Annotated in this window: 28 protein-coding genes; 19 read left to right on the top strand and 9 right to left on the bottom strand. The window is 62.7% G+C overall.

All coding sequences use genetic code 11. The features are described 5' to 3' along the window. Window positions 1–174 precede the first annotated feature (174 nt). A complete protein-coding gene (locus AC1DLV_RS27800; RefSeq protein ID WP_476801461.1) occupies window positions 175–2055 on the bottom strand; it encodes an ABC transporter ATP-binding protein in 1881 nt (626 codons plus the stop codon). 151 nt (window positions 2056–2206) lie between these two features. Further along, a complete protein-coding gene (locus AC1DLV_RS27795; protein ID WP_476836306.1) occupies window positions 2207–2524 on the bottom strand; it encodes a hypothetical protein in 318 nt (105 codons plus the stop codon). Between the two features lie 280 nt (window positions 2525–2804). On the opposite strand from AC1DLV_RS27795, the gene AC1DLV_RS27790 reads away from it, so the two are divergent. Together AC1DLV_RS27790 and soxR are read left to right on the top strand one after the other, a co-directional pair. Beyond that, window positions 2805–3263, top strand: a complete 459-nt coding sequence (locus AC1DLV_RS27790) for a tRNA (cytidine(34)-2'-O)-methyltransferase (protein WP_476801463.1) — start codon at window positions 2805–2807, stop codon at window positions 3261–3263. A 163-nt stretch (window positions 3264–3426) separates the two neighbouring features. Next, the gene (soxR, locus tag AC1DLV_RS27785; RefSeq protein WP_476801464.1) at window positions 3427–3870 is read left to right on the top strand and encodes a redox-sensitive transcriptional activator SoxR; all 444 of its coding nucleotides are present in this window, start codon (window positions 3427–3429) and stop codon (window positions 3868–3870) included. Between the two features lie 30 nt (window positions 3871–3900). On the opposite strand, the gene AC1DLV_RS27780 is transcribed toward soxR, so the two are convergent. Both AC1DLV_RS27780 and AC1DLV_RS27775 read right to left on the bottom strand, forming a co-directional pair. Continuing rightward, window positions 3901–4485: a peroxidase-related enzyme gene (locus AC1DLV_RS27780; protein ID WP_476801465.1), complete on the bottom strand. Its 585-nt coding sequence runs from the start codon at window positions 4483–4485 to the stop codon at window positions 3901–3903. 32 nt (window positions 4486–4517) lie between these two features. Then, window positions 4518–4775 carry a hypothetical protein gene (locus AC1DLV_RS27775; RefSeq protein ID WP_476782934.1) on the bottom strand — a complete coding sequence of 86 codons (258 nt, stop codon included), beginning with the start codon at window positions 4773–4775 and terminating at the stop codon, window positions 4518–4520. 78 nt (window positions 4776–4853) lie between these two features. Between AC1DLV_RS27775 and hemF the strand changes: the two genes are divergently transcribed. The 6 genes from hemF (at window position 4854) to AC1DLV_RS27745 (ending at window position 9239) form a co-directional block, all read left to right on the top strand. Continuing rightward, on the top strand, window positions 4854–5768 hold the full coding sequence (gene hemF, locus AC1DLV_RS27770) for an oxygen-dependent coproporphyrinogen oxidase (protein ID WP_476801466.1): 915 nt from the start codon (window positions 4854–4856) through the stop codon (window positions 5766–5768). 58 nt (window positions 5769–5826) lie between these two features. After that, complete coding sequence (locus AC1DLV_RS27765; RefSeq protein ID WP_476801467.1) at window positions 5827–6090, top strand: BrnT family toxin; 264 nt, start codon at window positions 5827–5829, stop codon at window positions 6088–6090. Next, entirely contained in the window at window positions 6080–6343 is a 264-nt protein-coding gene (locus tag AC1DLV_RS27760; RefSeq protein ID WP_476801468.1) for a helix-turn-helix domain-containing protein, read from the top strand. The genes AC1DLV_RS27765 and AC1DLV_RS27760 overlap by 11 nt, the downstream gene beginning before the upstream one ends. 122 nt (window positions 6344–6465) lie before the next feature. Continuing rightward, complete coding sequence (locus AC1DLV_RS27755; protein ID WP_476801469.1) at window positions 6466–8268, top strand: DEAD/DEAH box helicase; 1803 nt, start codon at window positions 6466–6468, stop codon at window positions 8266–8268. Window positions 8269–8540: 272 nt separating this feature from the next. After that, window positions 8541–8801, top strand: a complete 261-nt coding sequence (locus AC1DLV_RS27750; RefSeq protein ID WP_476801470.1) for a DUF1344 domain-containing protein — start codon at window positions 8541–8543, stop codon at window positions 8799–8801. A gap of 252 nt (window positions 8802–9053) precedes the next feature. Beyond that, entirely contained in the window at window positions 9054–9239 is a 186-nt protein-coding gene (locus AC1DLV_RS27745; RefSeq protein ID WP_476782938.1) for a DUF1059 domain-containing protein, read from the top strand. A gap of 1 nt (window position 9240) precedes the next feature. Here AC1DLV_RS27745 and AC1DLV_RS27740 read toward each other — a convergent pair whose 3' ends face one another. The 3 genes from AC1DLV_RS27740 to AC1DLV_RS27730 are packed head-to-tail and all read right to left on the bottom strand — an operon-like array spanning window position 9241 to window position 11773. Continuing rightward, the gene (locus tag AC1DLV_RS27740; protein ID WP_476801471.1) at window positions 9241–10500 is read right to left on the bottom strand and encodes a CCA tRNA nucleotidyltransferase; all 1260 of its coding nucleotides are present in this window, start codon (window positions 10498–10500) and stop codon (window positions 9241–9243) included. After that, the gene (locus tag AC1DLV_RS27735) at window positions 10497–11129 is read right to left on the bottom strand and encodes a CoA pyrophosphatase (protein ID WP_476801472.1); all 633 of its coding nucleotides are present in this window, start codon (window positions 11127–11129) and stop codon (window positions 10497–10499) included. The genes AC1DLV_RS27740 and AC1DLV_RS27735 overlap by 4 nt, the downstream gene beginning before the upstream one ends. Further along, the gene (locus AC1DLV_RS27730) at window positions 11129–11773 is read right to left on the bottom strand and encodes a DUF1285 domain-containing protein (protein WP_476801473.1); all 645 of its coding nucleotides are present in this window, start codon (window positions 11771–11773) and stop codon (window positions 11129–11131) included. Before AC1DLV_RS27730 ends, AC1DLV_RS27735 begins: the two co-directional genes overlap by 1 nt. Before the next feature lie 335 nt (window positions 11774–12108). Here AC1DLV_RS27730 and AC1DLV_RS27725 point away from each other — a divergent pair, with 335 nt between their 5' ends. The 4 genes from AC1DLV_RS27725 to AC1DLV_RS27710 are packed head-to-tail and all read left to right on the top strand — an operon-like array spanning window position 12109 to window position 18920. Further along, the gene (locus tag AC1DLV_RS27725) at window positions 12109–13113 is read left to right on the top strand and encodes an AAA family ATPase (protein WP_476801474.1); all 1005 of its coding nucleotides are present in this window, start codon (window positions 12109–12111) and stop codon (window positions 13111–13113) included. Next, entirely contained in the window at window positions 13113–14027 is a 915-nt protein-coding gene (locus AC1DLV_RS27720) for a DUF58 domain-containing protein (protein WP_476801475.1), read from the top strand. The genes AC1DLV_RS27725 and AC1DLV_RS27720 overlap by 1 nt, the downstream gene beginning before the upstream one ends. Further along, complete coding sequence (locus tag AC1DLV_RS27715; RefSeq protein ID WP_476801476.1) at window positions 14024–16846, top strand: DUF4159 domain-containing protein; 2823 nt, start codon at window positions 14024–14026, stop codon at window positions 16844–16846. Before AC1DLV_RS27720 ends, AC1DLV_RS27715 begins: the two co-directional genes overlap by 4 nt. Before the next feature lies 1 nt (window position 16847). Continuing rightward, window positions 16848–18920: a hypothetical protein gene (locus AC1DLV_RS27710; RefSeq protein WP_476801477.1), complete on the top strand. Its 2073-nt coding sequence runs from the start codon at window positions 16848–16850 to the stop codon at window positions 18918–18920. 48 nt (window positions 18921–18968) lie between these two features. On the opposite strand, the gene AC1DLV_RS27705 is transcribed toward AC1DLV_RS27710, so the two are convergent. Beyond that, on the bottom strand, window positions 18969–19139 hold the full coding sequence (locus AC1DLV_RS27705; RefSeq protein WP_476801478.1) for a hypothetical protein: 171 nt from the start codon (window positions 19137–19139) through the stop codon (window positions 18969–18971). Between the two features lie 343 nt (window positions 19140–19482). Between AC1DLV_RS27705 and AC1DLV_RS27700 the strand changes: the two genes are divergently transcribed. From AC1DLV_RS27700 to AC1DLV_RS27690, 3 genes are all read left to right on the top strand, one after another. Then, window positions 19483–19689: a cold-shock protein gene (locus AC1DLV_RS27700; RefSeq protein ID WP_067959320.1), complete on the top strand. Its 207-nt coding sequence runs from the start codon at window positions 19483–19485 to the stop codon at window positions 19687–19689. A gap of 127 nt (window positions 19690–19816) precedes the next feature. Beyond that, window positions 19817–20083: a hypothetical protein gene (locus tag AC1DLV_RS27695; protein ID WP_476801479.1), complete on the top strand. Its 267-nt coding sequence runs from the start codon at window positions 19817–19819 to the stop codon at window positions 20081–20083. After that, a complete protein-coding gene (locus AC1DLV_RS27690) occupies window positions 20080–20334 on the top strand; it encodes a hypothetical protein (RefSeq protein ID WP_476787994.1) in 255 nt (84 codons plus the stop codon). Before AC1DLV_RS27695 ends, AC1DLV_RS27690 begins: the two co-directional genes overlap by 4 nt. 98 nt (window positions 20335–20432) lie before the next feature. Here the strand turns inward: AC1DLV_RS27690 and clpS are convergent, their stop codons facing one another. Continuing rightward, on the bottom strand, window positions 20433–20738 hold the full coding sequence (clpS, locus tag AC1DLV_RS27685; RefSeq protein ID WP_476801480.1) for an ATP-dependent Clp protease adapter ClpS: 306 nt from the start codon (window positions 20736–20738) through the stop codon (window positions 20433–20435). Between the two features lie 206 nt (window positions 20739–20944). Here clpS and AC1DLV_RS27680 point away from each other — a divergent pair, with 206 nt between their 5' ends. The 4 genes from AC1DLV_RS27680 to AC1DLV_RS27665 all read left to right on the top strand — a co-directional run bounded on the left by AC1DLV_RS27680 (window position 20945) and on the right by AC1DLV_RS27665 (window position 23232). Beyond that, window positions 20945–21298, top strand: coding sequence for a DUF1428 domain-containing protein (locus tag AC1DLV_RS27680; protein WP_476801481.1), 354 nt, complete (start codon window positions 20945–20947; stop codon window positions 21296–21298). A 61-nt stretch (window positions 21299–21359) separates the two neighbouring features. Next, window positions 21360–21767 carry a GFA family protein gene (locus tag AC1DLV_RS27675; protein ID WP_476801482.1) on the top strand — a complete coding sequence of 136 codons (408 nt, stop codon included), beginning with the start codon at window positions 21360–21362 and terminating at the stop codon, window positions 21765–21767. A 101-nt stretch (window positions 21768–21868) separates the two neighbouring features. Beyond that, window positions 21869–22105, top strand: coding sequence for an HP1242/YdcH family protein (locus AC1DLV_RS27670; RefSeq protein ID WP_476801483.1), 237 nt, complete (start codon window positions 21869–21871; stop codon window positions 22103–22105). Window positions 22106–22281: 176 nt separating this feature from the next. Further along, the gene (locus AC1DLV_RS27665) at window positions 22282–23232 is read left to right on the top strand and encodes a helix-turn-helix transcriptional regulator (protein WP_476801484.1); all 951 of its coding nucleotides are present in this window, start codon (window positions 22282–22284) and stop codon (window positions 23230–23232) included. Window positions 23233–23313: the final 81 nt, after the last annotated feature.

Below are 23313 nucleotides of genomic sequence, written 5' to 3'. Positions count from 1 at the left end.
AATTTCGGGCGGCATGTTCGGGCCGCCGTGGTTTCCCCTCCCCCTTGTGGGGAGGGGTTAGGGGTTAGGGGTGAGGGTACCCCCGAACCACCAAGCGGTCGTGAACGCAGCACCCCCACCCTTTATCCCTCCCCACAAGGGGGAGGGAGGGTGTCGGCCTCGCGCCACCCTGCCCTACTCCGCCGCCTGGCCCTTGGCCTCCACGTCGTTGGCCGCTTCACCGGCGATGTCGTCGAGCAGGAAGCCGCCCGACTGGCGCTGCCATAGCGAGGCGTAGATGCCGCCCTTGGCGACCAGCTCGTCATGCGTGCCCTGTTCGACGATGCGGCCCTTGTCCATCACAACCAGCCTATCCATCGCTGCGATGGTGGAGAGCCGGTGCGCGATGGCGATGACGGTCTTGCCTTCCATCAGCCGATAGAGGTTTTCCTGGATCGCGGCTTCGACTTCCGAATCGAGCGCCGAGGTCGCCTCGTCGAGGATGAGGATCGGCGCGTCCTTGAGCATGACGCGGGCGATGGCGATGCGCTGGCGCTGGCCGCCTGAGAGCTTGACGCCGCGCTCGCCGACATGCGCCTCAAAACCCTTGCGGCCCTTGGGGTCGGAAAGCCCTGCAACGAAGTCGATCGCCTCGGCGCGGCGCGCCGCCTCGATCATCATCGCTTCGGTGGCGTCGGGACGACCATAGAGGATGTTGTCGGCAACCGAGCGATGCAGCAGCGACGTGTCTTGCGTCACCATGCCGATATGGGCGCGCAGGCTGTCTTGCTGCACGCTCGAGATGTCTTGCCCGTCAATGACGATGCGACCACCCTCGATGTCGTAGAAGCGCAGCAAGAGGTTGACCAGCGTCGACTTGCCTGCACCCGAGCGGCCAACGATGCCGACCTTTTCGCCCGGCCGAACCTTGAGGGTCAGGTCTTCGATGACGCCTTTTTTCTTGCCATAGTGGAAGCGCACGTTGTCGAAGAAGATCTCGCCCTTGTCGACGACGATCTCCTTGGCATCGGGCCTGTCTTCGACCAGGCGCGGCATCGAAATGGAGGTGATGCCGTCCTGGACGGTGCCGATGCTCTCAAACAGGCCCGAGACTTCCCACATGATCCATTGCGACATGCCCCAGAGCCGCAGCACCAGGCCGAGCACGACCGCGACGGCGCCGATGGTTACGACCTGGTCGAGCCACAGCCAGATCGACAGGACGCCGACCGACAGCAAAAGCGTCGAGTTGAGCAAATAGAGCGCGCCATAAAGCGAGGTCACCAGCCGCATCGACCGGTAGACCGTGTCCATGAAGAGCGACATGCCTTCTCGCGCAAACGACGCTTCGCGGCGCGAATGCGAAAACAGCTTGACCGTCTGGATGTTGGTGTAGCTGTCGACGACACGGCCAGTCATCGTCGAGCGCGCGTCTGCCTGCTCTTCGGCGACCTTGCCAAGGCGCGGCACGAAATAGCGCAGCAAGAGCACATAGATGATGAGCCAGACGACCAGCGGTGCAGCCAGCCTGAGGTCGGCGGAGCCGACGATGAACAGCACGCCGAGAAAATAGACGATGACGTAATTGAGCACGTCGATGAGCTTGACCACGCATTCGCGCACGGCGAGCGCGGTCTGCATCAGCTTGGTGGCGATGCGGCCGGCGAACTCATCCTGGTAGAAGCTCATCGATTGCTTGAGCAGGTAGCGGTGCACCTGCCAGCGGATGCGCATGGGATAATTGCCCATCAGCGTTTGCTGGTTGACCAGAGATTGCAGCACGACCATGCCCGGCAGGATGACCATGACGATGAAGGCCATGCCGGCGAGCTTCCAGCCTTCGTTCTGCAGGAAGGTCTCGCGGCTTTGCGCCGACAGCCAGTCGACGATGTTGCCGAGGAAACCGAACATCCAGACTTCGGCGAGCGCAATCAGCGACGTCAGCACGGCGGCGACAACGATGTAGAGCCACGCGCCCTTGGTGTAGTGCAGGCAAAACGCGACAAGGGTCTTGGGCGGCTCGACCGGCTCTTCGACGGGGAACGGATTCAGTCTGTTTTCAAACCAGCGGAACATATCAGTCTCTCAATTCGGTATGCGGTGCGCGGCGAATTCCGCGCGGGACGTATCTTGGAGGCCACTGGCACGGCCATCATTCGCCGGATCTTTCCGGAGATACGGCGGGGGCCTTCGGAATGTAGGGGGCCGCTGAGGATTCGGCGAATCCTCAGCGGTTGCCTCCTGACATCGTTCTGGCAGCAGGCCGGGCTGCACCTGAGCGGCCGGCGAGCCGGCCGATCAGGGCAACGATGCGGCCAAACAGCGGCCTGTAGTTCGGGTCGACGACAACATTGCTCATGTCGACATCGGGCAGCATGCCACGATGCGGACGCTGCCGCACCGGTGGGTCCGCCTTGGGCTGATGCGCACCGAGCGCCAACATCATGGCATGATGCCTAGCGTCGGCTATGTCGTTGCGATGGGCAAAAAATGCAGAGTCGCGTTCGTTACGAGCGTGCTGCTCGTTTGAGGAATTGGCAAACATCGGAATTGTCCTTCGAAAACCTGGAAATGGCTTCGGCGGAAGTCGATGCGATCGTGCCTGTAGATGTCAGGGAAGTCGTCGAACCGAGGCCGCCGTTAGGCTGGGCGTCGCCCACAGGTGGGGCGGTGAGTGTCAAGCTGCATCATGTACCCCTCCATCGGTTCGGGTTGACAATGCGGACCGTATACGCCCATTCGCGACAGAACGCCACAGCAGCATCGGCAAAATTTTCTTTGGGACTGCTTGCTGTTGCTTGCACGCCACAGTTTAGGAAGCTGAAATGGACGAAAGACTGCGCATCGCGCTGTTCCAGCCAGACATCGCCGGCAACACCGGCACCATCCTGCGCATGGCCGCATGCCTCGGCCTCGCCGTCGATTTGATCGAACCCGCCGGTTTCGACATTTCGGATCGCGCCCTCAAACGCGCCGGCATGGATTATCTCGAAATGGCCGCGCTGACCCGGCACGTCGACTTCGACCGCTTCGAGCAATGGCGGCAAAGCGAGGGCCGACGCCTCGTGCTGATGTCGACCAAAGCCACCCTGCCCTATACCGATTTCCGCTTCAAGGCCGGCGACATCGTCATGTTGGGCCGCGAATCGGCGGGGGTGCCTGACCACCTCCACGATCTCGCCTTCGAGCGGCTGATCATCCCCATGCCCGGCGGCGGACGAAGCCTCAACGTCGCGCTGAGTGCTGCCATGGTTGCCGGCGAGGCTGTTCGCCAGATCGGCTGACCAGGCATCAGCCAACTCCATGACGATGGTAGCGAACCTCCGCCCTGGCGAATGGGTGCTTCGATCCGTTCTGGAGCTTCTCGCCATGACCTGATCCTTCCTTGCATCGCTAGGGATACCCTCGTACAACCTCAACTTACCTTGAGGTCAAGCGGGAATTGTCATGGCAAGTGAATTGACTGTCGGCGAGGTGGCCAAGCGCAGCGGCGTGGCTGTTTCGGCCTTGCATTTCTACGAGACACGCGGGCTGATCCACAGCCATCGCACGTCAGGCAACCAGCGCCGCTATGCGCGCGACGTGCTGAGGCGCGTGGCGGTGATCAGGATCGCCCAGGATGTCGGCATCTCGCTTGCCGACATCGCCGCTGCCTTCGCCGCCCTGCCCGACGGGCGCACGCCGACGCGCGAGGATTGGAGTCTGCTTTCAACAGGTTGGCGCCACGACCTCGATCACCGCATCGAGCAGTTGAAGAAGCTGCGCGACGGGCTGACCGACTGTATCGGCTGCGGCTGCATGTCGATCGACAAATGCCCGCTGCGCAACCGCGAAGACAGGTTGGCGCGACAGGGTCCGGGGCCTAGACGGCTGCTGGTTCCCGCGGAATAGGAAACCGGCGGTTCGTTCAAAGTGGGCTGGTCAGTAGCTGCGGCCGACCGTCATTGCCGACCGAAACGCCTCGTCGTCATCGATAAAGGCCGCCTCGGGCCTGGCACCAACCGCGTCGAAGAAGCGGCTGACGAAACAGCGGAAGGCAGCGCACAACGCGATGTCGCAGATCTGCTGGTCGGTGAAGCCGAGCGCACGCAGCCGGTCGATATTGGCCTCAGTCACCTGCGAGGCATCGATGGCGATCTGCTCGGCATAGGCCAGCATTTCGACGTCGCGTGCCGAAAGGCCCGCATTGCGGAAATCCTGCTGTATGCCGAGCACCGCCTCCTTCGAGCCGAGCTCGGCAGTGAGCTGCCTGGCGTAGACATAGGAGCAATAGGTCGATGGGATCTGCTTGGCGGCAATGAGCGTGATCAGCCGCCATTCGCGCATGCCAAGCGAAAAGCCGGCGCGCAGCTGGTCGTTGAAGTCGGTGTAGACGGGCAAAAGGTCCGGCCGCGCGGTGAAGCACTTCGTTGCTTCCATGACGAAACCCAGCTGCGAGCGGGACTTCTCGTAGATCTCGGCGATGCGGCCCTTGGCCTCATCCTCGGCGACCGTTTTCAGGAACATGGCTCCCCCACGCGATACGCCACAGGAACAATCTAGTCGGAAGTCGGCAGGCGGCGGATGGTGAACTCGATGACGTCGCCGGGGCGCTCGAACCAGCTCTCGATCTCGGTCCAATAGGCCTGTTTGGGCCAGCGCGAGAACCATTCCTGCGCCTTCCGTCGCGCGTCGTTGCGCGGCAACACGAAGGTCTCGCGCAAGAACCCGTCGCGCGGCCTGCGTTCCCGTTCGGCCCGGCTGCGCTGGAGCCTTTTTGCGAGGTCATCGAGCGGCGGTCTGCTCGGGGTGCCCATAAAGAACTCCTTGACCCTTACGAGAAGGAGATTAGGGATCGCGCCGGACAATTACGAGTCATTTGTGCGGAGCCGAAATTGCAGCGTCCCGAAATACCAGCCGGACTTCCGGCGGACATCGAAGACAGGAAGATGCGCGCCAGCGCCTGGTTCGAGGAATTGCGCGATCGCATCTGCCTCGCCTTCGAGGCGCTGGAAGACCAGGTACAAGGACCGCTGGCCTCGTGGGCACCGGGGCGCTTCGAGCGCACGCCGTGGCAGCGCGACGAAGGCAAGGGCGGCGGCGGCGTCATGTCGATGATGCATGGCCGGGTGTTCGAGAAGGTCGGCGTGCACACCTCGACAGTGCATGGCGAGTTCTCGCCCGAATTCCGCAAGCAGATGCCAGGTGCCGAAGAAGACCCCCGCTTCTGGGCCAGCGGCATTTCGCTGATCGCGCACCCGCAGAACCCCAACGTTCCTGCCGTGCATATGAACACGCGCATGGTGGCGACCTCGCGCTGGTGGTTTGGCGGCGGCGCTGACCTGACGCCGGTTCTCGACCGCAGGCGCACGCAGGAAGACCCCGACACGGTTTCCTTCCACAAGGCGATGCAGTTTGCCTGCTCCAAGCACGCCAATGTCGCAGACCACCAGAAATACAAGGATTGGTGCGACGAGTATTTCTTCCTGCCGCATCGCAACGAACCGCGCGGCACCGGCGGCATCTTCTTCGACTGGCAGCATTCGCCGGAGGAAAAGGGCGGCTGGGACGCCGACTTCCGTTTCGTCCAGGACGTCGGTCGCGCTTTCCTGGTCACCTACCAGCATCTGGTGCGGCAGAACTTCAACACCAACTGGACCGATGGCGACCGTGACGAACAGCTGGTGCGACGCGGCCGCTATGTCGAGTTCAACCTGCTCTACGATCGCGGCACGATCTTCGGGCTGAAGACCGGCGGCAACATAGCGTCGATTCTGTCGAGCATGCCGCCCGAGGTAAGGTGGCCGTAAGGCTGCCTTGATTCACCTACGCTGACAGCGTATAAATGCGGCATCTGACGGATGCCGCATGAAGATATCGTTCGATCCGGGCAAAGACGAATGGACCCGGGCCGAGCGAGGTATTTCGCTGGCACTCGGGGAGGACGTGATCCGCAACAAGGTCGCGACCTTCCTCGATGACCGGCACGACTATGGCGAGGACCGTTTCGTCACTTTCGGCTACGTCGACGCGCGGCTCTACGTCTGCGTGTTCACGATGCGCGACACGACCTTTCACGTCATTTCGGTGCGGAAGGCCAACGATCGGGAGATAGCCAGATATGGCCGATGATACCGACAGCCCCAACTGGACCGAGGAAAAGACGCGCTCGCTCGACGCAAGCGCGAAACTCAAGCTGACTCGCGGGTTGCTTGCGATGAGCCAGTCCGACTTTGCCGCCCTGCTCGGCATCCCTGTTACTACGCTACAGAATTGGGAACAGCGGCGTACCGAACCCGATGCCGTCGCAACAACCCTGATCGATCTTATCTATGACGATCCGAAGGAGATGCGGCTGCGGATGATGCGGCGGAACGCGGCCTGAGCCCTATGCATGGCTGCCCTGCCCGCCGTCGCATTGACGCGCGGGCAGCAAACCTTTAGAGAGCCCGCTTTCCTTGGCCCTCGTCCACATGTGACGGGCCTTGCTCTCATTGGAAGATTTTTGTGACGATTTTCGACAACATGGTTCCGGCGCTGGCCGGAGCGCTCGCCGCGCGTGGCTACGAAACGCTCACCCCCGTGCAGTCCTCTGTGCTGGCACCGGAGGCCGACGGCGTTGACCTTCTGGTCTCCGCGCAGACCGGCTCGGGCAAGACGGTGGCCTTCGGCATCGCCATTGCGCCAACACTGCTCAACGGCCGCGAGCGCTTCGACCGCGCCGGCGCCCCAATCGCGATGATCATCGCGCCGACCCGCGAGCTCGCCATCCAGGTGCGCCGCGAGTTCGAATGGCTTTATGCCGCAACCGGCGCCCGCATCGCTTCCTGCGTTGGCGGCATGGACATGAGCAAGGAACGCCGCGCGCTCAACGAAGGTTGTGACATCGTCGTCGGCACGCCGGGCCGCCTGCGCGACCACATCACCCGCGGCTCGCTCGATATTTCGGGCCTGCGCGCCGTCGTCCTCGACGAGGCCGACGAGATGCTCGACCTGGGCTTCCGCGAAGACCTCGAATTCATCCTGGCGGCAGCACCCCAGGAACGCCGCACGCTTTTGTTTTCGGCTACCGTGCCGCCGCAGATCGCCCAGATGGCCAAGCGCTTCCAGCGCAACGCGCTGCGCATCACCGCAGCCGGCGAAAGCCGTCAGCACGACGACATCGAATACCGCATGGTTCTTGTTGCGCCCCCGGAGCGCGAGAACGCCATCATCAACACGCTGCTTTATTTCGACGCGCAAAGCACCATGGTGTTTTGTGCGACGCGTGAGGCGGTCAAGCATTTCTCGGCACGGCTCGCCAATCGCGGCTTTGCGGTTGTGGCACTGTCGGGCGAACTGAGCCAGGCCGAGCGCAACAACGCGCTGCAGTCGATGCGTGACGGCCGTGCCCGCGTCTGCGTGGCGACCGACGTCGCCGCCCGCGGCATCGACCTGCCCAATCTCGACCTCGTCATCCATGCCGACCTGCCGACCAATCCAGACACCCTCCTTCACCGTTCGGGCCGCACCGGCCGCGCCGGCCGCAAGGGCGTGTGCGTTCTGATCGTGCCGTTCCACCGTCGCGGCAGCGCTGCCCGCCTGCTCAAGCTGGCCAAGCTCGAGGCAACGACGCAGTCCGCACCCGGACCTGCCGAGATCGACGCACGCAACCGCGAGCGCATGCTGGCCGAGCTTGCCAACGCCGAAGCACCCGCCGAGGACGAGGCAGTCCAGGTCGCAGAAATCCTCGCCGCGCACTCGCCCGAAGCGATCGCGCTTGCCTGGCTGCGCCAGCAGATGGCCTCGCGCCCGGCGGCCGAAGAGCTTTCGGACCGCCCCATCCCGGCCTTCGACTCGGCCAAGGCCGAGCGTCCCGACAACCGCTTCACTGATGGTGTGTGGTTCTCCGTCTCGGTCGGCCGCAAGCAGCGCGCCGAGCCACGCTGGCTGCTGCCTTTGCTGTGCAAGGCAGGCCATGTGACCAAAACCGAAATCGGCTCGATCCGCATTTTTGACACCGAATCGCATTTCGAAGTCGTGGCCAACCGCGCCGACAACTACGCCCGCACCGTCGAACAGAACGGCAGCGGCGAAAAGGGCGTCGACATCAAGCGGCTTGCGGGCGCGCCTGGCAGCAGCGAGGCGAAGAAGCCGCACCGCAAGGGCCAGTACGACCCGTCCGACAAGCCGCCGTTCAAGAAGAAGGGCTTCGAGAAGAAGCCTTACGAAAAGAAGCCCTACGAGAAGAAACCCTTCGAAAAGCGTTCCGGCGACAAGCCCACGGGTGCCGCAAAGGTCTACAAGCCGAAGAAGAAGTTCGGCGAATAGGCGCAAGCCGTTTGTTTGTTACTTTTTCGTAAGGTTCGACATCGCCACAATCGACGCCACAAAGAGAGATCTTGGCATCGATTGTGGCTAAGTTGCCATTATGGAATATGTTTTTCGTCTAATACCCGCCTGGTGAAGCGCAGCTATTTCTATCGCTGGGGCCGGGAAATGCCGGCGGCCGCCTTGCTGCGCCGCGACCCGGCGTGACCGGACGGCCTTTCACCACAGCGGGTTCTGCGCTTGCGGTACCCGCATTCGTCGGAGAACATGCCATGCGCAAGCTTCTTGTTCCTGCAATAGCAACCGCCGTTCTCGCAACCTCTGCCATAGCCTTCGCCGCCGCCCAGCACACGGACGGCACGATCAAGACCCTCGACATGAAGGCGATGAGCCTGACAATGGCCGACGGCACCACCTTCATGCTGCCCAAGACGTTCAAGGATCCGGGCCTCAAGGCTGGCGAAAAAGTCTCGGTCATCTGGGACATGTCCGGCAAGAACAAGGTCGCGGAATCGGTAAAAATGATGAAGTAGCGGCTTTCCGCGTCCATTTCCCAACAAAGGGCGGAACCCCAGGTTCTGCCCTCTCTCGTCTCTGGGAATGCACGTCCAGAACGGAATCAGTTTCACAGATTTTGCCCTTAAGGCACTGAGATTACCTGTATTTTCCCAAAACCCCCCGCCTGCTCCGCGCGAATTGCATATCTGCCCAGGGCCCGGAGCAACCAATCGCCATATTGCGTGTTATAGTTCACCTCTCAACGGAGGGAGGAAAGGAGTCATCCGATGAAGGAATTTCAATGCGGGTCGCTTGTCCCCGGCTGCCAGTGGCATACCCGGCACGAGGACGAAGCAGAGATCATCCGCCGCGCGGCCGAACATCTGCGCGAGACGCATGGCGAAACCATCATTCGCGAGACGATGATCGAGGCGATCCGCTCGCGCATCGAAAAGGTCCGCAGCGCGGCCTGAATCAGGCTTTCAGCCTATCGGCGGCGCGCTCGAGCAGCGCGTCGCGATCCAGCGAAAAACCGCTGTCGATCCACTCGACCTCCAGAGCCTTGAGCAGCACGCCAAGTGCTGCGCCTTCGACGCCGAGCGGCGCGACGTCGCCGCCGCGCAGCGGAAACGCAGGCTTTTGCCATTTTCCAGCGAAACTCAGCAGGCGGTAGAAGCCGGCGGCTTCAATAAGCGCCTTGTCGTCCTGCTCGGCCCTGCCACGTGCCGAGGCGAGATCGAGGCGCAGGCGATCCATGATGCCTTCGACGCTGCCGCGATATAGCCGCTTGGCGAGTTCGCCTTCGGTGACAGTAGGCTCCATCTTCGAAGTTGCCCCCCACTGAACCAGCCTGTCGGTCTCGGCGTTGGAAAGCCTGAGGCGGTCGCCGAGTGTTTTCATGCGTGCCGCATCGGGCGGCACGATCGCTTCAAGCCGCAGCAGCGGATCGACGGTCCAGCCGAGATCGCCCTCGGCCCGGATCAACGCATGGATGGCGTCGATGCCCCATTTTTCACTTTCGGGCAGCGCTGCGGTGAGCACGCCCGCCTGGCGCATCCACAGAAGCGCGCGCGAGGGATCGGGAGCCGAAAGCAGCTTCTTGAGTTCCGACCAGACGCGTTCAGCCGAAAGACGGGAAACCCCTTCCTTCAGCCGTGCGCAAGCCTTGAGGCCCTCCGCATCGGGACGGCCCTTGCCGTACCAGGCGAAGAAGCGGAAAAAACGCAGGATGCGCAGATAGTCCTCGCGGATGCGGGTTTCGGCATCGCCAATGAAGCGCAGCATGCGGCTGTCGAGATCGGCAAGCCCGCCGACCAGATCGACAACGGTGCCGTCGGCTTTGGCGTATAGCGCGTTAATGGTGAAGTCGCGCCGCTCGGCGTCTGCCTTCCAGTCGCGCCCAAACAAAACCTTGGCGTGGCGCCCGTCAGTCTCGACATCGGCGCGCAAGGTGGTGACCTCGAACGGCTTGCCGCCGGCAATGACCGTGATCGTTCCGTGCTCAGCGCCGGTGGGGACAGCCTTGAACCCGGCCGCTTCGGCGCGGCGCACCGTCTCGTCTGGCAAATTGGTGGTGGCGATGTCGACATCGGCCACTGAAGCACCCAGCAGCGTGTTGCGCACCGCACCGCCGGCAATGCGCGCCTCTTCGCCATCGGCATTGAGGGCCGCGAGCAGCTTCTGCAACAGCGGATCGTTGAGCCATTCAGCCTGTTTGGCGATCGAGGTGCTCATGTGTAGAGCCTTTCATAGAGCGCGCGGATGATGCCGGCGGTAACACCCCAGATGTATCGCTCTTCATAGGGCATGGCGTAGAAGAAGCGCTCCTGGTCCTGCCAGGTGCGGCTGGCGCGGTCGTGGTTGGCCGGGTCCATCAAAAAACCGAGCGGTACTTCGAAGCTATCATCGACCTCATCCGTGTTGAGGTTGAGGTGAAAGCCTGGACGAACGATGCCAAGCACCGGCGCGATGCGGTAACCACTGCCGGTGACATAGTCCGGCAAGCGCCCGATAACGTCGATATAATCAGCGGTTAGCCCGATTTCCTCTGATGTCTCGCGCAGTGCCGCTGCTTCAGGCGAAACGTCGGTCGGATCGATGCGGCCACCTGGAAAGGCGATCTGGCCGGAATGGCTTTTCAGCTTTTCCGCCCGCTTGGTGAGGATGACAGTCGAGGCATCGCCGTGATCGACGACTGGAATGAGCACGGCGGCATCGCGCAGCCGGTCATGGACAATCATCTGGCGCAGATCAGGATTGAGCGTGTGGTCGCCATAGTCGGCAAAAGCACCGTTGAGATGCTCCTGTGATGCACGCTGGCGAAAATCCTGCGCCGAATAATGGGTTGCCCTGGAGTGAACCATCACGCGCTCAACCGCTCCAGCCTGTCCCAGGGCATGACAGGATAGGCCTGCCCCCTGGAGCGAACGGCAAACATCGCCTTGCCATCGATCTCGATGCGTTCGCCATATTCGACGAGCTCATACATCACCGACCGCGCCACCAATGCCTCAAGCCGCCCGCGCACCAAGAGATATGGCTTGAGGCCACCGGTTTCCTCTTCATCGACAAAACGCAGCGGGTTCTCGGGACCGGCTTCAACGACGTCGCCGACATTGGTGCGGAAGGTCAGGACTTGTTCGGCGCCTTCGCCCGCGACATTCATCTCGACGGCGACAAAATGCGCGTCGACGACGCGAATACCAACCTTTTCCACTGGGGTGATGAGATAGGTCTTGCCGTCCTCGTCCTTGCGCAGGACCGTGGAGAACAGCTGCACCAGCGGCATGCGGCCGATCGGCGTGCCCAGATAGAACCAGGTGCCATCGGGCTTGATCTCCATGTCGAGATCACCGCAAAAATCTGGGTTCCAACGCTCGACCGGCGGCAGGCCCTTGCCGGCGCGGGCGGCGCGCGAGATCAGCGCTTCCAGGCCCGCCGTGTCGCCAGCACGGACCAGTCCGTGCTCCGATTTCGCTTCACTTCGATGGTCCAGGTCGCCGGTCATGGTCACGAAATAGTCACTGTTGTTGCGCTTGTCAGCATAGGCGGGTGATTTAAGTTCAACGCGAAGACTTGGCCAATATGTGGGGCCAAGATGCAGGCAGGGAAATCGCGACGCCCAGGATCGTTTGACCTCAGGGGATTGGGCGGCAGAACGCCACGTCCGAACGGACGGCGCACCAGGCCGAAGGGCAAGGATCCAGGGCAGATTTACCGACTATGGCGGCGCGTCCGGATGGACGCGGGAGGCACGCTGTAGCATTTTGAGTTTGCGCATCGGTGGCCAGAGAATCGCTTTCGATTTCAAAGCCCAGGCGCCAGAAGAAGGATCCGGCCCATATGAGCGTGATGATCAAGGAAACCGCAATGACCGAGGCCGAGATGATCGCCGCGGCCGAACGCGCGCTCGCCGACATCGCCAAGATCCGCGTCGGCGTCGGCCGCGTCATCTTCGGCCAGGAAAGCGTGATCGAACGCACGCTGGTGGCGCTTTTGGCAGGCGGCCATGCGCTGCTGGTCGGCGTGCCCGGCCTCGCCAAGACCAAGCTCGTTGAAACGCTCGGTATCGTTTTGGGCCTCGATTCGCGCCGCATCCAGTTCACGCCCGACCTGATGCCGTCGGATATCCTCGGCTCCGAGGTGATGGAGCAGGATGAACAGGGCAAGCGCTCCTTCCGCTTCATTCCGGGACCGATCTTCGCCCAGCTGCTCATGGCCGACGAGATCAACCGCGCCAGCCCGCGCACGCAGTCGGCACTTTTGCAGTCGATGCAGGAATATCACATCACCGTTGCCGGCGAGCGCTACGACCTGCCCGCCCCGTTCCACGTGCTGGCGACCCAGAACCCGCTGGAGCAGGAAGGCACATATCCACTGCCCGAAGCGCAGCTCGACCGCTTCCTGATGCAGATCGACATCCTCTATCCCGACATCGACGCCGAGCGGTGCATCCTTCTGGAAACCACCGGCATCGAAAATGCCAGGGCTCAGAACGTGCTCGACCCCGAGCGGCTGAAGGATATCCAGCAGCTGATCCGGCGCATGCCGGTGTCCGAAAGCGTGGTCGAAGCGATCCTCAAGCTGGTGCGCTCGGCGCGCCCCGGCCAGGGCAATGCCGAAACCGACAAGCACGTCTCCTGGGGTCCCGGTCCACGCGCCAGCCAGGCACTGACATTGTGTGCCAGGGCGCGCGCGCTCTATGACGGGCGGCTTGCACCGTCGATCGACGATGTCCGCGCACTGGCCGAGCCGGTTCTGCAGCACCGCATGGCGCTGAGCTTTGCCGCCCGCGCCGAGGGCATGACGGTCCGCGACGTGGTGGCCAGACTAGCCAAGGAAATCTGATGGCGCGCATCGGCGAGGCCTCAGCACCGGTTGCGACCAGCGATGCGCTTGCCCGTGGCAGGCTGCGCGCTTCGCTGGTGCCTGACCTGTTGGTCGAGGCCCGCCGCATCGTCAACACGGTGATCGCCGGCTGGCATGGCCGCAAGAAGCGCGGCATCGGCGAGAATTTCTGGCAATTCCGGCCTTATGCCCCGGGCGAGTCGATGGCCCGCATCGACTGGCGCCGCTCGGCCCGCGATGACCATACCTATATCCGCGACCGCGAATGGGAAGCGGCCCACACCGTGTGGCTGTGGGCGGACCTGTCGCCATCGATGCTCTACAAATCAAAGACTGCGACCGTGTCGAAGGAATCGCGTGCGCTGGTCCTGGTTTTTGCGCTGGCCGAGCTTTTGTCGCGCAGCGGCGAACGCATCGCCTGGCCCGGCCTGACCGACCCGTTCAGCGCCCGCAACGGTGCCGAGCGGCTCGGCTCGCATCTCGCCCAGGCGGTTTCGCTGCCGGGGCGGCCCGATCTTTCGAGCGTCCGCCGCTTTTCCGACATCGTCATTGTCGGTGATTTCCTCGACCCGGTCGAAGAGACCATGGCCTGGCTCGACCCGCTGGTCCGCTATGGCGCGCGTGCCCATCTGATCGAGGTGGCCGACCCCGCCGAAGAGAATTTCCCCTACTCCGGGCGCACCGAATTCACCGACCCCGAAACCGGCGAAAAGCTGACCGCCGGGCGCGCCGAGCAGCTGGCCGATGACTATCGCAACCTCTATTCGGCCCGGCGCGAAGAACTCGCGGCCTGGTGCAAGCGTCTGGGCTGGAGCTACACGGTCAATCACACCGACCGCCTCGCCTCCGAAGCGCTGGTGCATGTGCATCTGGCACTGACCGCCGAAGGTCACGGACCGGGAGGGCGCCGATGAGCTGGCTGCCGCTTTCGTTCGGATTTCCAGCCGTTCTCTGGGGCCTTTTGGCGCTGCCGGTCATCTGGTGGCTGCTGAGGCTGACCCCGCCCAAGCCGCAGGCCGAGATTTTCCCGCCGCTGAAGATTCTGGCGCGGGTGTTCAAGAAAGAAGAGACGCCGCGCCAAAGCCCGTGGTGGCTGACGCTGCTGCGCCTTTTGATGGCGGCGCTTGTGGTTCTTGCGCTGGCTGAACCGATCTTCAACCCGCGCGAGAAGATCCTGACCAGCGAAACGGCGCTGGCTTTGGTGATCGACAACGGCTGGACAAGTGCCCCCGACTGGAGCCTGCGGGTCGCCACCGCCGAGCGGATGATCAAGGACGCCGAGGCCAATCAAGCTCCTATCCTGCTGGCCTTTACCGCGGAAATGCCCAACAGCCAGATCGGCCCCTACAGCGCAAGGGATGCGCGCGACCGGCTCAACGCCATCAAGCCAAGGCCCGTGCCCACCGATCGGCCAGCGGTCTATGCCCGCGTCGCCAATGCGCTCAAGGAATTGCCGGGCGCAACGGTCGCCATTCTTACGGACGGGCTGGCCGCAAAGGACGACCAGACCTCGTTTGCGACTTTGCTGGGCCAAAACCCGCGCAATGTGGTGTGGGTGCAGCCGACGCGGCTCGATACCGTCGCGCTCGCTTCTGCCAACAATGAAGTCGACCGCTTCACGATCACCGCCGTTCGCGCCCCGACGCCCGCGCCCGCCTATCTGACCGCAGGGGTCTTTGACGACAAGGCGCGCAGGATTGGCGATGCGGCGATCACATTCCGCCCCGGCGACGCCAGGGCCACCGGCGAGATCATCGTGCCGTTCGAGCTGCGCAACGACTTTTCCTGGATCGCGCTTGACGGGCAGAGACATGCCGGTTCCCTCCGCGTGCTGGACGAGAATGCCAAGCGGCGGCGAGTTGGACTGCTTTCCCAGACACCGGTCGACCAATCGCGGCTGCTGCTGTCGCCGCTTTATTACATCAGGCGCGCGCTTGAACCGTTCGCGGATCTGGTGGAACCGGCCAGCCCCGACTTGATCGAAGCCATACCCGAACTTCTGGCGCAAAAGCCCGCCGTGATCGTCATGGGCGACGTCGGAACGATTCCCGAAAGCGTTCGCGCACCACTGATCAAGTGGATGGACGATGGCGGTACGCTTGTTCGTTTCGCCAGTTCGAGGCTGATCACCGCAGGCAATGATCCCGACTTGCTGCCGGTCAGCCTGAGGCTTGGCCAACGCCTGCTCGGCGGTTCCCTGTCATGGACCGAGCCGCAAGCCGTGGCCCAGTTTCCAGCGACAGGGCCGTTTGCCGATCTTCCTGCCCCTTCCGAGGTGACCGTCAGCAGGCAGGTTTTGGCTGAACCAACACCTGATCTGGTCGACAAGACGTGGGCGGCGCTCGCGGATGGAACCCCGCTCGTGACTGCCGACAGGCGCGGCAAGGGCATGGTGGTTTTGTTCCACATCGCACCAGCGGCAACCTGGTCGAACCTGCCGATTTCCGGCAGTTTCGTCGAAATGCTGCGCCGGATCGTGCAACTGTCGCGAAATCAGGGAGCTGCTGGAACGCGCTCTGACTCGCCAGTGGCTTCGCTCGCGCCATATCGGATGATTGGCGCCGACGGCTATCTTGTGCCTCCTGACGGCGACACCAAGCCATTGCAGGTTGGCGGCGGCCACGTGCCGGCCGTCACGCTCGACAATCCACCGGGAATGTATGGTTCGGAGCAAGGCATTTTCGCCCATAATTTGCTGGAGGCCGACGCCGTGCTCGATCCGCTGCAAAGGCCTGAGATATCGGTCCCGGTGCTGTCCGAAGATTACGCGCTTGACGAGTCGCGGGACATGAAAGCGCCGTTGCTCGTGCTGGCGGCAGTTCTGCTTTTGATCGATGGCATGATCGTGCTGTGGCTTGGCGGGATGTTCTCCCGCCGACGTCGCGCAACACAAGCCGCGACCGCCGCGATGGTCGCATTGATCGTGGCATCCTCGCTCTTGATGTTCGTACCACTCGCATCCGCGCAGGATTCCAAGCCCGGCGACATCCAGGCGATCGACGCCATCTCCAAGACGCGCATCGCCTATGTGCTGACCGGCGAAGCCTCGGTCGATGCGATCAGCCGCGCCGGCATCGCCGGCCTGACCCAGTTCCTGATCGAAAAGACAGCACTCGAACCGGGCGAGCCGGCAGGCGTCGATATCGCCAAGGACGAACTCGCCTTCTACCCGCTGATCTACTGGCCGATCGATCCGGCAGCGCCCATGCCGAGCGAGGCGGCGATCGCCCGTATCGATCAGTATATGAAGGAAGGCGGGACCGTGCTGTTCGACACCCGCGACCAATTCTCCAATGGCATTGGCGCGGATTCGACGAGCCCCGCCACCGAGCGGCTGCGCGATATCCTGGCCAATCTCAACGTGCCGCCGCTGGAGCCGGTGCCGGCCGATCACGTGCTGACCAAGGCATTTTTCATCCTTCCCGAGTTTCCCGGCCGCTTCAATGGCAGCCCGCTCTGGGTCGAGGCCTCGCTTGACGCTGAAAACACCGACAACCGCCCGGTACGCACCGGCGACGGCGTCACCCCGATCATGATCACCGCAAACGATTTTGCCGGGGCCTGGGCGGTCGACGAAAACGGCGACCCGATGCTGCCGACCGTGCCGTCCGATCCCATGCAGCGGATTTACGCGCTCAGGGCCGGCGTCAACATCATCATGTACATGCTGACCGGCAACTACAAATCCGACCAGGTGCACGTGCCTGCGCTGCTCGAACGGCTGGGGCAGTAACATGAACTGGTCCGTCGCATTCGAACCCCTGTTGTCGTGGCCGTTGCTTGCAGCGCTACTCGCGCCGCTGGCACTGCTTGCACTCGCCGGCCTATGGTTCCGCCAGCGCGGCGGTTGGCTACGGCTCGTAGCACTTGCAGCACTCGGCCTGGCACTTGCCAATCCCGTCATCCTCGATGAAGAGCGCGAGCCACTCAAAAGCGTGGTCGCCCTGATCGTCGACCGCAGCCAGAGCCAGGACATCGGCGACCGTACAGCCCAAACCAACGCCGCAGTCGAGGGCCTCAAGGAACGGCTGGCGCGCTTCCGCCAGTTCGAAGTGCGCGTTGTCGAAGCCGGACGCAGCGATGACCGCACCGAAACGCGGCTGTTTGCAGGGCTTGAAAGCGCCTTTCACGACGTACCACCGTCGCGCATCGGTGGCGCGGTGATGATCACCGACGGTCAGGTCCACGATGTTCCCCAAGCCCCCATCATCAATGCGCCGTTGCATGCGCTGATCACCGGCCAGGCCAATGAAAGGGACCGCCGCATCCGGTTCGAGCAGGCCCAGCGCTTCGGCATCGTCGGCAAGCCGCTCGACATGAGCTACCGGGTGATCGACACCGGCGGCGTAGCCGGCCCGGTCGATGTACGCGTATCGATCAACGGCAATCAGGTTTCAGTGCAGCGCGCCTTCATCGGCCAGGAAATGCCGCTGCAGATCACCATCCCCAGCGCCGGACGCAACATCGTCGAGCTGTCGATCGCCCCCGTGCCAGGCGAACTGACCGATACCAACAACAAGGCGATCGCGCTTGTCGACGGCATCCGCGAGAATTTGCGTGTGCTTCTGGTCTCGGGCGAACCGCATGCCGGCGAGCGCACCTGGCGCAACCTGCTGAAGTCGGACGCCTCGGTCGACCTCGTGCACTTCACCATCCTGCGGCCGCCGGAAAAGCAGGACGGCACCCCGATCAACGAGCTGTCGCTGATCGCATTCCCGACGCGCGAGCTGTTTGTCGAGCGCATCAACGACTTCGACCTGATCATCTTCGACCGCTACCAGCACCGCGACGTGCTGCCGCTGCTCTATTACGACTACATCGCCGAATATGTCGAAAAGGGCGGCGCGCTTTTGATCGCCGCCGGCCCTGAATATGCTGGCGAGCAATCGATCGCCAACACGCCGCTAATCTCGGCCTTGCCCGCCATGCCCAATGGCGACGTGATCGAAAAGCCGTTTTATCCGCGCCTGACCGAGCTCGGCCAGCGTCACCCGGTGACACGCGGCCTCGAAGGCTCTGCAAGCGAGCCGCCGCGCTGGAGCCGCTGGTTCCGCCAGATCGGCATCGAGCAGCCTGAAGGCGAAGTGGTGATGAAGGGCGCGGACGACAAGCCGCTGCTGTTGCTCGACCGCAAGGGAGAAGGCCGCGTCGGTATGTTCCTGTCCGACCAGGGCTGGCTGTGGGCGCGCGGCTATGAGGGCGGTGGGCCGCATGTCTCGCTTTATCGCCGCATCGCCCATTGGCTGATGAAAGAGCCCGAGCTCGAAGAAGAACGCCTGACAGCGGACGGGCGCGGCATGATGCTCGACATCCGCCGCCAGACCATGCGCGACGAGGCGGGCACTGCACGCGTCATCACCCCTTCAGGCAAGACGCTCGATGTGCAGTTGAACAAGAGCGAGCCGGGCATCTTCACCGGCAGCGTCGAAACCAGCGAGATCGGGCTGTACCAGGTCGGCAATGGCGACCTGACGGCACTTGCCCATGTCGGGCCGATCAACGCGCCGGAGTTCGCCGATGTCGTGTCGACCGAAAACGTGCTGCGTCCGGCAGCGGAGGCAACCGGCGGTGACGTTCGCAGGCTTGCAGCCACGGGTATATCGAGCATTGCCGGCAGCGTCTCGCTGCCAGGCGTGGTGCCGGTGCGCGGCAGCGCCGAAGCCTCCGGCCGCGACTGGATCGGCTTCCGCACCACCGACGACAGCGTGCTGAAGTCGGTGTCGCGCGTGCCGCTGTTTGGGGGCTTCCTCGGGCTCAGCCTGTTGCTGCTGGCGCTTGGCGCGATGTGGTATCGCGAGGGGCGCTAGAGCCGGTTCCCACTTTCGGGATCATGCTCCGACACCCCTCGCCGTCCGTCAAAGCAGACGGTTGTTTTCCATGAGTTGCAGCACGCGACGCTGCGTCCCGTCGCTGTCGGCAAGGCGGCGCCGCACTGCCTCGTCCTTGCGCGCGGTGAGCTTGACCGGCTTGATGATCGGCGCGGGTGTTTTGACAGCGGGAGCCTTTGGCCTTCTCGTGAAAATCATGGCTTTGTCCTCGCATCGGGAAATGCAGTCCACCGCGAAGGGCCATGCGGACCTGCGGGAAAGCGACTGCGGATTTCTGCTAGTGCCGGCATCGTATCAGCATTCCGCCACCCATGAAAGAAGTCGCAATCCGAAATAAAATGGCAAATAAAACCTGCCGTTCAAAAAACAGCTTACATAAACCGCAATTAACGGCTATAAGTAACTTATCGTTTTTTGGGCCAAGCTTGGCTATCGCGGAGTCAGAGGTTCTCGACCCGCCAAACTCATTCCAAATCGTCGATCTATGAATGCGCGGCTTTACTTGCGGCGCTACGACTTTTCTCTTTCGAAAGACACTCACATGAACACTGGCACCGTAAAGTTCTACAACGGCCAGAAGGGCTTCGGCTTCATCGAACAGGCCGGCGGCGGCAAGGACGTTTTCGTCCATGTCAGCGCGCTTGAACGTGCTGGCTTCTCCGGCCTCGCCGAAGGCCAGAAGCTGAATTTCGAGCTCGAGCGCGACAACAAGGGCCGCGAGTCGGCAACGAACCTTCAGCTGCTCTGATTGACTTGACCTGGAGGACGCTGACCACGGATGTACTGGCAGCGTCTACCTGGTCATTCTCGAGCATGATTGAAGTGAGGAAAGCGGGGCATTGCTCCGCTTTTCGTCCATCTGCGGAGTTGTTGCCATGACCGGGCGCACCAAACACTCGACGGTCCATTTCAACCGACCGTTTGTCTTGCGCGGACTGGAAGAAATCCAGCCGGCGGGCGACTACGACATCGACCATGATGAAGAAATGATCGATGGCATATCGTGGATCGCCTACCGGCGCGTCGCCACCTATATCCACCTGCCCGCCCGGTCTTCCAACCTGCTGACCAGCCAGGTTTTAGCCATCGACCATGCCGAACTCGAAGCCGCGCTGCGGCAGGACAAGGAACTGCCCGCATGATCAGGTTCACAAAAGGTGCCGCTTCGGCCCCACGCGTGGAAAAGCCCTCGCATCGCTTCGCGGTCGGCCAGATGGTGCGGATCAGGAGCCGGATCGGCATGGCGGTGAAGGACGCAGAGACCTTCCACGTCAAGGCAACGCTGCCGGCAAAGGACGGTTCGCCGCAATACCGTATCCGCAGTGACCGCGAGAACCACGAACGGGTCACCACGGAAGACAATCTCGAGGGCGTTGAAACGGCGGCCGAATAGGCACTCTGCCCCTTAAGCCGACCTGCCCTCCGCTATGGCTCCGCTCGTCGCTCGAAAAGCCACCGTTGTGGCTTTTCGTCCGCCATGCGGACCACTCCTCACTCCTCCGGCTCAGTCGTGAACTGCAGCGGATAACCCTTGGCGCGGCCAGCTTCGCTCGCGCGTGTCGCCTTGGTCTCGGCAACATCCTTGGTAAACACCGCGACCACGCACACCCCACGCCGATGGGCGGTGATCATCACCCGGTGCGCCTGATCCTCGGACATATGGAACTCGCCCTTGAGCACCGTGACGACGAACTCGCGCGGCGTATAGTCATCGTTGATGAGGATGACCTTGTGCAGCTTCGGCCGCTCGGTCTTGGGGGACAGCTTGGTACGTGGGACAGTGATGGTTTCGGGCATCGCGGCCAACCGATCAAAACACCCGCTACCATATGGGGCCGACACGGCAGCCAGGCAACGGTGTCGGGTTCGTTTGAAACCATAGCGCTAGTCGCCCGTTGTGGTGCAGGATGGCTGGCCGGGTGACAAACAATCTTTTGCGAGGGACTGTCGGACTTAGGCTTGGCCAATCATCCTGAGAACAGTGGCAATGAGAGGAGACCACCATGTCGTATGTCGATGGATTTGTGCTCGCTGTGCCGAAAAAGAATATCGCCTCCTACAAGGAGATGGCGCGGACGGCAGGTGAGGTCTGGAAAGACCATGGCGCCTTGGCCTATGTCGAGTGCATGGGCGACGACGTGCCCCAAGGTGAAGTCACCTCCTTCCCGCGCGCGGTGCTGGCCAAGGAAGACGAGATCGTGATCTTTGCCTGGGTCGTCTATCGCTCGCGCGACGAGCGCGATGCCATCGTAAAGAAAGTGATGGCCGACCCGCGCATGAAGAGCGATCCAGCGCAGTGGCCGTTCGATGGCAAGCGCATGATCTTTGGCGGGTTCGACGTATTTCTCGACATGTAGCTGAAAGCGGCGGTCGCCGGCAGGCGCCGGTGCCACCCGCCCTTGGATGCGGAGACGCCAAATGCCTGATCGAACAGCTTCTTGTTGCTGTGGCCAGTTGCGCATCGAGGTTCAGGGAGAACCTCTTGGCATCGGCGTGTGCCACTGCCTTGCCTGCCAGCGCAGAACGGGCAGCGTATTTGCGGCGCTGGCCGGTTTTGCCCCGCCCTACAAGGTTTTTGGCGCCGCGACCGAATATCTGCGCGTCGGTGACCAGGGATCGAAATTCAGGTTCCGCTTCTGCCCTGTTTGCGGGTCGACTGTCTTCCACACCGAAGAAGGCGCGGAAACGTCCTTTGTGGCTGTCGCTGTCGGCGCATTCGCCGATCCGAGCTTTCCGCCACCTCAGGATTCGGTTTACGACTGCCGGCGGCATCCCTGGGTACAGCTTCCACTTGGCATAGCGATCTACGACAAGGATCCGGTTTAGCCGCAACAGCAACCGGCACAAACGACAGCGGTTTGACCAGGATCAAACCCCGCGCTGCTTGGGCGGGGTAGTTTGCTCGAAGACAACACAAGGAGCAGACGATGTCGAACACGCCTCACACGCTGGGTGAAGAATTCCCCGGCAAGCTCGAAGCGATCCACGCGTTGAAGGCGCAGGATGCAAATTTCGCTCGTGTTCTCCAGGAATATGACGAAGTGAACGACCAGATCCACAAGGCCGAAACCAACCTCGAACCGGTCAGTGAAGAACACGAGGTTACATTGCGAAAGCGCCGGCTCGCCTTGAAGGACAAGATTGCAAGCGCGATCGCTGCTTGATGTAATCCCCGCGTTCGCGCGCGCCCCGCGAGCACGGAGTTACGTGCCTGCTCGCGGGGACCATTGACCCCAACGCCATTTCCGCTGATAAGGGCCACCACCCGCATACAGTGCATGAACATGAAATTCACGCATAGGTCGCAAGGCGGGGGCGACCTTGGGGTTGGATTTTTTGCATGCAACGTCTTTCGACGAACGACGTACCGGCACGCGAGCGGCTGGCCTTCCTGCATGATTTCGTGGCGCGGCATGTTGCCGGGCTGCGCTTCAGGCCCGCCGACAGCGAAACCTTCGCTTTCGACCTCGCCGCCTATTTCCTCGACGCCGGCACGACAGTCGGCACGGCGTGTTATTCAGCCGTTCTCGGCGAACGCCCCAAGGACCTGATGGCCGACGGCCGGCAGGACTATCTCATGACCATCCACACCTCTGACTACGAGGTGGCGATCGCGGGCAAGCCTCCCCTTCTCATCAAGGCAGGTGACATCACCCTCGTCAATGAAGGCACGCCCATGGCCTTCGCCCTGCCCGCAACCCTGCTCAAGGTCGTCTCGCTCAACGAAGCGCGGCTCGCCGCCCTCGCCCCACGCGTCAGGGCCAAGGCGTTTCACCACATCCCCATGGCTTCAGCGAGCGCGCCCTTGCTCAGCGGCTATGCCGATCTGTTGCGTGCGACCGCCCCCTCCGGCGAAGCGGCGTGCAGGCTGGCCGCCAAGCACCTCTACGATCTCGCAGCCTTGGTCATTCAAGGTGCGACCAACGACGCCGCAGAACCCGTGCGCGCCAGCATAAGCGCGGCGCGGCTGGAACTGGTCAAGGCCGAGATCCTCGGCTACCTGACCGACCCGGAACTGAGCGTTTCAGTCATTGCCCGGCGCCAGGGCGTCACCCCGCGTTATATCCAGCGGCTGTTCGAACAAGAGGGCCTGACCTTTTCCGAGTTCCTGCGCGACGCGCGGCTCGATCTCGCGCGCCGCGCGCTCGAGGCGGCGGGAACGGCCACAGTTTCGGCGATCGCCTTCGACACCGGCTTCAGTGACCTGTCTTATTTCAATCGGGCCTTTCGCCAGCGCTTCGCGGCGACCCCGAGCGAGATCAAGGCCGCAGCCCTTCGCCGCCGTCAGTAGCCTCACCTCTCTCCTCAATCAGTTCGCACCAGACCGCATCTGTTCGCCCTGCGCCAAGACGCTCGCCCTTTGGCCGTCGTA

It is taken from the genome of Aminobacter sp. 01T433, from assembly GCF_056398585.1.
The sequence above is the reverse complement of the archived record's forward strand: the minus strand, read 5'-3'. Positions and strand labels throughout refer to the sequence as shown.